At 43.2% G+C, this 12615-nt stretch carries 11 protein-coding genes; 8 read left to right on the plus strand and 3 right to left on the minus strand.

Annotation, left to right across the window (positions count from 1 at the left end):
• Positions 1–2: 2 nt before the first annotated feature.
• Both tamB and tamA read right to left on the minus strand, forming a co-directional pair.
• Positions 3–3773 (minus strand): autotransporter assembly complex protein TamB, encoded by a 3771-nt coding sequence (tamB, locus tag I1A42_RS14545; protein ID WP_196123901.1) that lies wholly within the window; start codon positions 3771–3773, stop codon positions 3–5.
• On the minus strand, positions 3770–5482 hold the full coding sequence (gene tamA, locus I1A42_RS14550) for an autotransporter assembly complex protein TamA (protein WP_196123902.1): 1713 nt from the start codon (positions 5480–5482) through the stop codon (positions 3770–3772). Before tamA ends, tamB begins: the two co-directional genes overlap by 4 nt.
• Before the next feature lie 152 nt (positions 5483–5634).
• Between tamA and msrA the strand changes: the two genes are divergently transcribed.
• From msrA to I1A42_RS14590, 8 genes are all read left to right on the plus strand, one after another.
• The gene (gene msrA / locus I1A42_RS14555; protein ID WP_196123903.1) at positions 5635–6273 is read left to right on the plus strand and encodes a peptide-methionine (S)-S-oxide reductase MsrA; all 639 of its coding nucleotides are present in this window, start codon (positions 5635–5637) and stop codon (positions 6271–6273) included.
• A gap of 195 nt (positions 6274–6468) precedes the next feature.
• Complete coding sequence (locus I1A42_RS14560; RefSeq protein WP_161153675.1) at positions 6469–7026, plus strand: YtfJ family protein; 558 nt, start codon at positions 6469–6471, stop codon at positions 7024–7026.
• Positions 7027–7122: 96 nt separating this feature from the next.
• A complete protein-coding gene (locus tag I1A42_RS14565) occupies positions 7123–7428 on the plus strand; it encodes a DUF2607 family protein (protein ID WP_161153674.1) in 306 nt (101 codons plus the stop codon).
• Positions 7429–7461: 33 nt separating this feature from the next.
• Complete coding sequence (zrgA, locus tag I1A42_RS14570) at positions 7462–8103, plus strand: zinc uptake protein ZrgA (RefSeq protein WP_196123904.1); 642 nt, start codon at positions 7462–7464, stop codon at positions 8101–8103.
• A gap of 53 nt (positions 8104–8156) precedes the next feature.
• On the plus strand, positions 8157–8873 hold the full coding sequence (locus I1A42_RS14575) for an ABC transporter ATP-binding protein (protein ID WP_196124075.1): 717 nt from the start codon (positions 8157–8159) through the stop codon (positions 8871–8873).
• The gene (locus I1A42_RS14580; RefSeq protein WP_196123905.1) at positions 8870–10129 is read left to right on the plus strand and encodes an ABC transporter permease; all 1260 of its coding nucleotides are present in this window, start codon (positions 8870–8872) and stop codon (positions 10127–10129) included. The genes I1A42_RS14575 and I1A42_RS14580 overlap by 4 nt, the downstream gene beginning before the upstream one ends.
• A gap of 8 nt (positions 10130–10137) precedes the next feature.
• Complete coding sequence (locus I1A42_RS14585; protein ID WP_196123906.1) at positions 10138–10656, plus strand: DUF3299 domain-containing protein; 519 nt, start codon at positions 10138–10140, stop codon at positions 10654–10656.
• A gap of 367 nt (positions 10657–11023) precedes the next feature.
• Positions 11024–11926, plus strand: coding sequence for a TIGR03899 family protein (locus I1A42_RS14590; RefSeq protein WP_196123907.1), 903 nt, complete (start codon positions 11024–11026; stop codon positions 11924–11926).
• 54 nt (positions 11927–11980) lie between these two features.
• Here the strand turns inward: I1A42_RS14590 and cysC are convergent, their stop codons facing one another.
• The gene (gene cysC / locus I1A42_RS14595) at positions 11981–12598 is read right to left on the minus strand and encodes an adenylyl-sulfate kinase (protein ID WP_161153669.1); all 618 of its coding nucleotides are present in this window, start codon (positions 12596–12598) and stop codon (positions 11981–11983) included.
• Positions 12599–12615 lie beyond the last annotated feature (17 nt).

Below are 12615 nucleotides of genomic sequence, written 5' to 3' on the forward strand. Positions count from 1 at the left end.
CCTTAGTCAAATTCGAACTGATACAGAATATCAACCGCGCTGGTTAACCCTGATACCGCTTCGACATACAAATCCTTCATTAACCGATAACGTACTGTAAACTCGCCCACAGAGTTAAAGATTCCCACACCATATTTCACCTGTAGACCAGGTAAAATATAACCACTGACGGTCACTTGAGAATCATCGCCCGATCCTGACGTATCGAGCTGCAAATCTTGAACGCCTACAGCTTCACCAAGCTCACCCACCAGCTTACCACTTTGTGCAAGACTTAAACCGATCAATGTCGTAGTCATGGAGTTTCCTCCACCTTCTCCATCGATATCTTGACCTCTTAAGAGATAAGACAAGGCATTTGCTTGAGGCATACTAGGATCAGAATAGACGCTAACTTTTGGTTCATCGACTGGACCCGTCACTTTTATTCCCGCCGTCACATCATCTTCAGTATTATCTGGATTACGGATCGCATTGATCGATAAATAAGGCTGATCAACCGGCCCATTCATCAAGATCTTACCTTCTTTAATAATCAAATCTTGACCAAAAGAGGTGTAAGTACCGTCTTCTAAATTAACTTCACCGGTCACAAACGGGCCTTTGTCCTTTTGCGAGACATTTAGGTGACCAATTAATCCGGCTTTCAAACCAAACGCATCCAAAAGAAAATCGTCACCAATATCAATTGAGACTGCCGTTTGTATTTCAAATGGGAATCGATTGGTCTTATCTACCGGTTTCAGATCTTTATTCAGTATGACTTGATCTTTCGACACACTGACAGCACTTGGTGGTAATTCTTCAACGGTTACACGCCCCCAAGGTAGTTTTATATTCCCCGTTATTGAGGCCAATTTGGGTTTGAGAGATAAAGATAAATCTGGAACGACTTTCGCTTCAACCATTGGTGGCATATCAACTAATAGAGATTGAGCACCAACGTGGGCATTGACTGCCCATTTGTCCATATCGGCCCAATCCGCATTTCCGGTTAATTGCAGCTTGCCATCCTGCGTTTCTATATCTGAACGCAATTGAGCTTGATAACCTGAGAAACCAATTTGAATATCGCCAGATTTTACTTCAACGGGCGTCACATCCCCACTCACGCCTATTTGTTTCACATTCAGTTGCCCCTGAACTTGAGGATGCAACATTTCACCTTTAAAGGATAAATCCGTATCAATATGAGCGGCAACTTTACTGTAGTCACCAAATTGATTCGCGAGGAAATCGATATTAAGCGGAGTGAGTTTAAGATGTCCCTGCATCTGTCTCTGTGCTTGGGTGACATCTGGAATCATAATATTCCCAGTCAGATCACCATTATTCGTCACATCGATAGACCAATCTGCAGTTAATTTATTGCCACGTAATTCACTATTCACTGAGACCTTATCCCAATGAATAACAAGTGGATTCGTTAACTCCTGAGTCAATTGGCCTTTGCTTACTGTAGCAGTTGCCTTCACTTGTGGTGGGTGATCTTTGGACCATTTAGCGGTGACCGACATATCGGCAACACCTTTAACACGAGTCTCTTGGGGTAAAAAACCATCAATTTGAGCAAAGTTAAGCTGATGAATCGATACATTCACAGCACCGCTTTTTCCAAGTGACGCATCCTTATCAAGACAAATCGAAGCGTCTCCCTGCTGCCAGCAATGCGCTGCAATGTGTGCCGTTTGCTGCGCGACGTCTAAGCTTAACGCCGTTGCTTTGTTAATAGCCCAACGCCCTTGCGGAGAAGTGATACTCCATTGGTCAATTTGCCCTTGCCATTTAATGGTTGGTTTTTGCGTCAACTTACCAGAGACAGCCAAGTGAGTACTCAATTTAGGGTCAGGTGCAGTCAGATCTAGCGATACATGATGTTTGAGCTCTGAACCTTGCGCTTTTATGGTCACTCGGCTGATTTTTTCTTGTTGATAACGAATATTCTCGCCTTGAACCACCAAATCTAAGGTGGGCTCAACCAAAGGTGATACAGAACCTGTAAGAGAAACCTGATCAATATCGACTAACTTTTGCCAGTGGATTTGCTTACCAGCAACCGATAATTGAATATCAGGTTGTTTTGCTTGACCACGAAATTGCAGCGTTCCTTCAATATTGCCTTGTGCATCGGGCAAAGATTTACTTAAGTCGGGAACATGAACGGCCACATCCAAATTCCACACATCATCAAGCGTGCCATGAGCTGTAATTTTATTTAGCCCGTGGGCAAGTGTTATGCCTTGTGTCTTAACTTTAACCTGACTACTCGCGCTAGCATCACTGGCCGTTAGCTGCCCAGCAACGTGTAATGGATAATCTCGAACTTCCCCATCAACACTTAACTTCGGTAACTGAATTTGCCAACCACCTTGCTCAGTTAAAGACCCTGAAGTTTCAACATGACCACTGATATTTCCTTGGGCTTGTGGCCATTGCTTGCCTGGCTGGATATCTTGCATATCGACATTCGCTTGCCAATTCACCAGACCTTGCCAGTTAGCCGCAGCAGTACCTGATATATGACCGCCCAATGTATCTAAAGCCAAGGAAGAAAGCTGGATATCATGCAATGAGCCTTTCCCTTGAAGATTAAAGTGCGTCGTAGGGATCGCCTTGCCTGAAGCTGACCCTTGCAGAGCAATACGATATTGCTGCAGATTTCCTTGCGCAACCAAATCAGGAGACTTAAGTTGGTAGTCTGCCTCTCCCCGAAGCGGCCATTGTGCATCCACCTGAGTGACATGAAGAGCAAATGGCATATTAGGCTCTAAGGTTTTTAACTGCCCCTGTAATCGAGCTTTCGCTTGTCCAGACAACTGAGCTTGCATGGTTAGATTCGCCACGCTGCCGTTAGCTGTTAATTGAATGCGTTGCCCAGCAAACTCTTTCAAATTAAGCGTCGTGTCTAAGTTTAAATTAAGAGGATAACCACCACTTAATGTCGCCTGCCCATACAGATTGGCTTTGCCTTGCGGCATATTGACATTCAACTGCTTAATCGTCACATCATGGTTATACGCAGAACCTTTTAAACCAAGATGACGAACAATAACGGGGGAATCTTGCACCAAGGTAAAATCATGCACATCAAATTGTTCAACATCGATATCCACCGGTATGGTTATCTCGGGCAATGTGATTGGCGAAACCTGCTTGTTTGATTGCGCTTTTTTCGGAGCCTGTCCTTGCGGCTTAGCCTCAGATTTAGCCAATTGTAATTGCACGCTCTGCCACAATGTTTTCCCCAACTCAATTCGATTACCTCGCATCGAAGCTCGTGTTTCAAGATGCTGCCAATTCAGTTTGGTTCCATGAATATCAAGTTCGGTATCATCTGCGATCAATAACGGAATATACAGAGGGATTGGCGTAGCAATGCCAGTGACAGAACCAGAATCAGCGGAAGTATCCTCTGCTGATGGCTCTGTCGAACGAAGAGTAAGATGTAATCCAGTCGTTTTTACTGTACGCAAGCAAATTGCGGGCTCAAGTAAGCAGTGGCCTTTGATGCCTAAACTCAATGAATCAGCTGTAACATCTATCCCCAAATCAGGATTGTTATAGCGCACACCTTTTAAGGTAAAACTGGGGTATAAGGCGCCAGATGAGCCCTTAATTGTTAATTGAGGAACCCAGCTCTGAACAGCAACAAGAATCGTTTTCAAGCCTGAATGACTAAACAGTAAAGAACCAACAAAAACGGCAGTAATTAGCAGTAATGCAGTTAAAAACAGCGAGACCAACTTGGTCCATTTCAACGCAATATGGATCATAATTCAGGGCCTAGCGTAAAGTGAATACGGAATTGATCGCCAGGATCTTTATTAAGCCCCCACGCAAAATCGAGACGTAAAGGTCCAACAGGTGAGATCCAACGAACACCAAATCCCGTACCTGTTTTCCAATTTGGCAGGGTGTCAAAAGCATCACCACCATCAACAAATAAAGCGCCCCACCAATTTCCCGTAATTCGATATTGATACTCTAACGATCCGGTGGCTAGATATTTGGCTCCCGCTAGTGACCCACTAGAGTCTTCAGGAGAAATGGATTCATATTCGTAACCACGAATGCTGTTATCACCACCAGCAAAGAAACGTAAAGAAGGGGAAATTTTATCAAAATCTTGAGCAAGGTTAGCTCCACCATCAAGACGAATGATCCCACGATGGTTTTGCCCATAACTACGAATCCAAGAGGTTCCAGCCTGCACTCGAAAAACTTGGGTCTCAGAGAACAAAGAAGGATCGCCATATTCTAAAGTGATCGATTCTTTATCACCCCACATAATGACTGAGTTTTTAATTCGCGTTCGGGTTCGAGTATAAGTCACCCCTGGCAGCACGAAGCGACCAATATCATCTAATTCACCCTGTTCATAGTTTTCAACCAAATAACGAGCAAAAACAGTTCGATGCCAGCCATCATCCATTAACCAGTGACGTTCTATAGCTAAATTAGATTCTAAGCTTTTGGTGTCGAGACTATCGACATGCTTCATACCATATGCAATACGATAGTACTGATGTAAGACATCTTCGAGAGGAATCTTATAACTTAGTGTGATGACCTGCTCAGGCTCTGAAATAGAAAAACTACTATTAAAACTGTGGCCGTATTTGTTTACCCAAGGCTTTTTCCATGTCAACGTCCCTTTCACTCCGACATCAGTTGAATAACCTATCCCAGTTTCGAGTTGATTACGCGCCTGCGGAGCCAAAGAAACATTCATTGGTAATTTTCGGCTTTTATCTAGGTTTGATAAGTCCGGCTCAACTAATACCGATGAGAACCATTCTGTTGTTGAAAGCGCCTGATTAAATTGCCCAACTTTCGATACATCGTATGGGTCACCCTCTTTGTATGGCTGTAGCGAAGCGACACGGTCCGTTTCAATTTGGTTACCAGTGATGGTCGTCGAGCCAAATTGATAACGAATACCACTGGCAAAATGCAGTTGTATAAATGCTTGATTTAATTCGGGAGAAACACCTAACTGATTTTTGGTGAATTTGCCATTAAAGTAACCTTTGCGTAACGCTAAGTTACTGATATTACTTTTTAGCTTGTCGTATTTGCTGTGATCTAAAGGATCGCCCACCTTCAATCCAGACTGGCGAATAAGATTTTGAAAATCTTTATCGCTGTCTGCTTCACCCGTGATTTCAACATCCACTTTGGCGATCTTAGTGACAACGCCCGGACTCACCGTCGCAATTAATTTATCGTCACCTTCCACCTCAAAACTGACCGCAGGATGGTAGTAACCAAGTGCATTCAAGGCCTCAATGATGTCTTGCTTAACTTGAGACTGAAAACGTAATTTAGTGGAATAGTCTTCTTTAGGAATAGAAGATAAATACGCCTGTACATTCTTCTCAAGGGAACCATCGATTCCCTGGATGTCTAAATCGACATTGGCGAAAGAAGAAGCAGAAAATAGCATTGCGCTGATAAACGCTGGAAAAGATGTTCGTCTCATGCTTAATTAAGGGAAATCATGTTCAGCAGGTTCTATGTCGTTAGCTAATAATCATACAGTGAAACGATAACCTCGTCTGTACGGAAACAGTCAAATATCGAATAAGTCTCTAAAAGAGAGTCTCGGTCAGCGCCAACAACAAAGGAATCACTATGCTCAATAAACAAGAAATGATCACTGCGGAAACCGCATTACCAGGTCGTTCAACCCCAATGGCAATCGAAGGCACTCACTACGTCAATCAAACCAGCATGACGGCAGAACCAACGGAAGGTCAGGAACAAATTCTGATTGGTATGGGTTGCTTCTGGGGAGTCGAACGTCTGTTCTGGCAACTTGATGGCGTTATTTCTACTTCAGTAGGTTACTCAGGTGGCTTTACACCAAATCCAACCTATGAAGAAGTCTGCACCGGTAAAACCGGCCATGCCGAAGTCGTTCGCGTTATTTACGACAAAGCCGCCCTACCAATAAAAGAGCTATTGACCTACTTTTGGGAAAAACACGATCCTACTCAAGGCATGCGTCAAGGCGGTGATTTAGGTACGCAATACCGTTCTGCTATTTACTATTTCACAGAAGAGCAAAAAGCGGCTGCTGAAGAAACAAAACAGGCTTATCAAGCACTGCTGTCTGATAATGAGATGAACAACATCACCACGATTATCGAACCAGCACAACCTTACTACTATGCAGAAACTTACCACCAACAATACCTCGCCAAGAACCCAGAAGGTTACTGCGGATTAGGCGGTACAGGTGTTTGCTTCCCTCCTAGTCTACAAGGCTAAACGCGCGTTTTCCCTGCTGGAGATTGATCTCCAGCAGGCTCTACTCCAACTATGGCTATCCCATTTTTCAGTTTGATCATTCATGCCAAAAATATGTTAGGGTGCACCGCTTTCACCGTACTCAGTTTGATCAACGGCCTCAGCTAAACGTCGCCATTTAGCAACACGCTAATGACTTAAAATGTAAGGATTGCTATGAAGCTATTTGTTCCTATTGCTCTATTATTGAGCGTGATTACTTTTACCTCGCAAGCACACAATTTAAAAATCGGTCACTCTGTACCTGCAGTGAAAGTGCAACATCAAGGCGAGATTTTTTGGCATCATAATAAAATCACCTTTGCACCTTGGTCGAGCAGTCAAATGGTAGGAAAAGTTCGTATCATCCAAGCAATTGCTGGGCGAAGTAGTGCCAAAGCAATGAATGCCCGACTGATGCAGGCCATTACTAAAGCAGAATTCGACTCCAACCGTTATCAAACGACTACGATCGTTAATCAAGATGATTCGATTTGGGGAACAGGCTCTTTTGTAAAATCTTCAGCGATTAGTGCGAAGAAAGAGTACCCATGGTCATCAATCGTGCTTGATGAAAATGGTCAAGTCGCCGCTCGATGGCACTTAAAGCCCGAAAGTTCTGCCATTATTGTTCAAGATAAGAATGGCAAAATTTTATACACACACGAAGGCAAACTCTCTCAAGATGAAATAGAGCATGTTCTTCATTTAGTCCAAGTTGAGCTTCATTCGTAACAATTTATTAATAGTATCAATTAATCTTAGCTAGCCTTATTGCCACTTTGTTATGCTATAACATATTTACTCGCAGTGTTTAAATTTTGGTAACCAATGAGGCTAACTGTTGCACCATTCACCACAATAAGTCTGAAGTCATTAGCATCGTTGGCAATGGCGATTTGTGTTCTATGGATGAGCGTGGCTTTCGTAGCCCATGAAACAGATTATGATGTGTCACATCACCATCATATGTGTCAACATTACCACCATGTAAATACTGCGCTACTTCCCCACGTTCCAGCTCTGCCGATTTGGCAACCTCACACGATAAACTCACCTTTAGAGCGTGACTTACCCTTGCGTTTTATCGCCATTACTCGTCAGGCTCGGTCACCACCTTACAACTCTCCAATTTAAATTCACTACTATTTTTATTATTTGGAGTTGTCGATGTTTACCAAATCACTATTAAGCTTAACGCTATCTGCAGCCCTAGCCTCTACCGCTATGGCAAATGAAGAATTTACCCAACATGAAGCGCATGTACATGGGCATGTCGAATTAAATATTGCTCAGGATGGTCAAGACCTATTAATCGAAATCGATGCCCCTGGCGTCGATGTCGTTGGCTTTGAACATGAGCCGACTAATGCAGAACAACATAAAAAGATTGAACAAGCGCTAGCGCTATTAAACGACTCTGGGCAGTTGTTTTCCTTAAGCCATGCCGCCGGATGTAAAAGTATCGACGTATTGGTCACGACCAGTGTTGGCGATGAAGATCACGACCATGACGAGCATGAGCATGAGCATGAGCATGAGCATGAGCATGAGCATGAGCATGAGCATGAGCATGAGCATGAGCATGAAGAGCATAGCCAGCACCATGAGCACGAAGAAGAACATCATGAACATGGGGCTTTCAATGCACAATATCAGTTCCGTTGTGACCACATTGAACAATTGAATACACTCGAAACACATTGGTTTAAGCACTTTTCCAACACTCAAGAGTTGGACGTCAACGTGTTCACGGACAAACGCCAAACCTCACTAGAACTCACACCAGAACGTCACATTATATCTCTATAAGTGACTTTAGGAGGTAAGTGCCCACTTACCTCCTATGGATAGAAGGATTTATGATGAGCGTCGACCAAACTGTAAACTCATCGGCAGTAATTGAACTTAACAGCGTTCATTTTCAATGGCCAAAAGCCTCCCGTAATACATTAGAGATTGAGACTTTGTCAGTAGCAGCTGGTGAGCACTTATTTATAAAAGGGCCAAGTGGTTGTGGTAAATCAACGTTACTTGGGTTGCTGACCGGAATTACTCAAGCGACTCAGGGAACAGTAAACGTGTTACAACAGGAATTAACACAGCTACGAGCCAGCCAACGAGATAAATTTCGAGCCGATAACATCGGGTATATTTTTCAGCAATTTAACTTACTTCCTTATCTTTCCGTGATCGAAAATGTCACCTTACCTTGCCAATTGTCATCACAGCGCAAAGCCAGATTAAAAGAATCCCCAGAGCGTAGTGCATACCAACTACTCTCTAGATTGAAAATACCTGAATCATTATTAAACAAACCGGTGATTGAGCTCAGTATCGGTCAACAACAACGGGTTGCTGCCGCGCGAGCCTTGATTGGAGAACCTAGTTTAATTATTGCTGATGAACCGACATCGGCTCTTGATTTCGATACGCGCAGTACTTTTATTGACCTCCTGCTAGATGAATCTGACCGCGTAAACTCAACACTTATTTTTGTCAGTCATGATCCTACTTTAGAAAAGCGATTTAACCGAAGTGTGTACTTACCTGATTTAAATCGAGCAGGAGGAACACAATGAAAGTTATCTTTAATTTAGCGTGGAAGAGTGTCTTAAACCGCAAAACGACGGCACTACTTGTTGTTCTAACGGTCGCAATATCTGTCGTCTTATTGCTGGGAGTAGAACGAATACGAACTCAAGCTAAAGCGAGTTTTGCAAATACGATTTCAGGCACAGACCTTATCATCGGCGCTCGCTCAGGCCAGGTCAATCTACTGCTCTACTCCGTCTTTCGTATCGGTAATGCGACCAATAACATTGATTGGCAAAGCTTCCAAAAATTTGCTCACCACAAAGCGGTAAGCTGGGCTATTCCTATCTCTTTGGGCGATTCTCACCGAGGCTTCCGAGTAATGGGAACCAATCAAGATTATTTTGCGTATTATCGCTATGGACGTAAGCAACCACTAACTTTTCAAGCAGGTAAACCGTTTAAAGGGCTATTTGACACAGTTATCGGCTCAGACGTTGCTAAAAAGCTCGGCTATCAAATAGGCAGTAAAATTATTATCGCGCATGGCATAAGTGATGTGGGTTTTAGCCGTCACGACAACTTACCTTTTACTGTGGTCGGGATATTGAAGCCAACCGGAACTCCGGTAGATAAAACCGTCCATGTGTCATTACCTGCTATTGAAGCCATTCATGTGGGGTGGGAATCAGGAGCGCATATTGGCGCAACACCGAGTGCAAATACCCTCAAACAGCATAGTTTCGCACCACAACAAATCACAGCCATGCTAATCGGTTTGAAATCAAAAATTCAGACCTTCGCTTTACAGAGAACCGTTAATAATTATCGACAAGAACCATTGAGTGCAATCATGCCCGGCGTTGCGTTACACGAACTATGGAGCATGATGTCTGTTGCAGAACAAGCCCTAACAACAATATCCGCCTTTGTCGTTATTGCGGGCTTACTCGGAATGTTAAGTAGCTTGCTGACGAGCTTGCAAGAAAGACGACGTGAGATGGCAATACTGCGAGCGATGGGAGCAAGGCCAAAACATATTTTTGCCCTGCTAATCAGTGAAGCAAGCCTGCTCACTTTTACCGGAATTCTGCTGGGATTATTACTCCTCTATGCACTGTTAACCATCGTCAGTCCGCTCATAGAACAAAGCTACGGCATCGTGATCGATTTTACAGGCATCAGCAACTACGAGTGGCACCTTATCGCTTATATTCAACTCGCAGGAATCATCATTGGTGTTATTCCAGCTCTGCGAGCTTATCGTCAATCTCTCAGTGATGGCATGACCATCAGATTATAGGAAACAGAATGACCAAATCGCTTTTTATACGCGCCTTACTTTGCCTTATATGGCTTCCGAGCTGTGCGTATGCCGAAGATGCGCTTACTCTAGATTGGATAGATTTAATTCCTCAAAGTGAGCGAGCACTCTTCGATAAACAAGGTATGCCAGTAACAAACCACAACGGAAATGCGCCTGCGGCTCAATCTAAATTGGGCGGAGTTCGCAAAGAATTAAATGGCAGCGTGGTGAAAATCCCCGGATTTGTCATTCCGTTAGAGGGAGATGAAAATCAAATTACCGAGTTTTTGCTGGTGCCTTACTTTGGTGCTTGTATCCATGTGCCACCACCACCGCCCAACCAAATTATTTATGTAAAATTTCCGCAAGGAGCAGCAGTTCAAGAGTTGTGGGATGTCGTTTATGTGACGGGAAAACTCAAAACAGAATCGACTGACTTAGAACTTGGCCAGACAGGTTATACATTGGAAGGAACAACAATCTCTATTTATGAAGATGGCGAAGAAGAAACCTCGATTAACTAGAGTTAGCATTTTGATTTAACCTACGATTAATACCAATCAGCGCAGTAAAAATGACTGTGAAACTAGTGAACCAATATTGCGCAATTACTGGAGAAAAAAGATTGGTATTAATCGAGATAGCTGGATAAGTAAATTAAAAGAGCAACATAAGCTGCGATGATTACGCCAATGACTAGGTGCCTCTTAAATCTCAATGTTTTCTGGTTTTTCATTTACACACCTCTGAGATAGGCAACAATTTTAACAAATTATTAGCATATTAGGTAGCGCAAATTTGTGCACTCTACTCCAGACTTTTACTAGCTCATCTAGCAATAAACGGGTACATTTTACTCTATGAACCTTTTTTCACCGTTTCAGGAACACCATGTCAACGCCGAAAAATCCAGTCGTTATCGAACATGAGGAAAGCGCCAATCACTCAGGTAATGAAAAGAAAAGTACCTATGTGAAAGACAGTGCAAGCCGTATTCTGAATATTGCGCATCAGCAAGGCTTAGACGCGCTATTACAAGACGAAAAGCCTAAACACACGCCTTATGAAAGAGCGATAAAACGGGAAAGAAAACGCCGTGAAGAAAGGCAGCGTAATTTAGAAAAGATCATTAAATTGGCACATGTCTCTTGTCACAACGAAACGGCTGGCGATCCTGATCAAGATTGGTTGCATCGCTTTTTTGACATGGCCCAAGATATTCACAACTCCTCAATGCAACGACTGTGGGCTCAGGTATTGAAACGAGAAGTGACTAATCCGGGCTTTACTTCAATGAAGGCACTGAAAATATTACAGGACATGACGCCGAAAGAAGCACAGATCCTTCAGCGCGCTGCAGCACTTTCGTGTAGTTTTGGCAGCGATCATAGCCTTAAACTTCTTTTTGGTGTACGAGCGCAAAATGGCAGTATATTCCGGTTAGGTAAACGGGATTCGACCGTAACCGTCAATATTGGTAACTTCAATATCCCTTACTCAAGCCTATTGGTCCTGATTGAACTAGGTCTACTGCACGCCACAGAATTAGAATCAGGGGAAATAGAAATGGATCCCCCATTGAGTTTGGCTTATCAAGGAAAGAACCTCGCATTGCAGCCATCGGGAAAAGGTATACGCTTGCTTTATTATCGTTTCAGTCCTACAGGGAATGAGCTTTGTCGACTATTAGGTAATAAACCGAACATGTCGTATTACGACCAGTTAGTCGCTTTACTTAGTCAAAAATTTACCATTCAGAGTGAAGTGACCAGCACTTTCCATCATGAAGTCTAAAAAACAAAAATCAGGTGATTACCTGATTTTTGCAACAACAGTAACATATTATGATTAGGTGATAATTGTTCTCTGCCTTAACGCTTCAAGACACAAATCCACTAGCTCATTAATGGATGCTTCACCCGCGGGTAAGTCAATCTCAGGGCTCTCTGGTGCTTCATAAGTAGAATCGATTCCGGTGAAATTAGCAATTTCACCTGCACGAGCCTTTTTGTATAAACCTTTTGGATCGCGTGATTCACACACATCAAGTGACGTATTAACAAAGACTTCGATAAACTCACCTTCGGGCAATAGATCACGAACCATTTGACGCTCAGCTCGATGCGGTGAGATAAAAGCGGTTAAAACAATTAACCCGGCATCTGCCATTAATTTTGCTAACTCACCAATACGACGAATGTTTTCTCGGCGGTCTTGTTCAGAAAATCCCAAATCACTGCATAAACCATGGCGAACGTTATCGCCATCAAGTAAATAGGTGTGAAAACCTAACTGAGCTAAACGGGTTTCTAACGCGCCAGCAATCGTCGATTTTCCTGCACCGGATAGGCCAGTAAACCACAGTACGGCAGGCTTTTGCTGTTTTAACTCGGCTCGTAAGTGCTTATCCACCGCATGTTGATGCCACACGATATTGTCATCTTTCACTTTAGGTGCTGAGCTCATAGTCTCATCCTTCTACA

It is taken from the genome of Vibrio nitrifigilis, from assembly GCF_015686695.1.
Classification (GTDB): domain Bacteria; phylum Pseudomonadota; class Gammaproteobacteria; order Enterobacterales; family Vibrionaceae; genus Vibrio; species Vibrio nitrifigilis.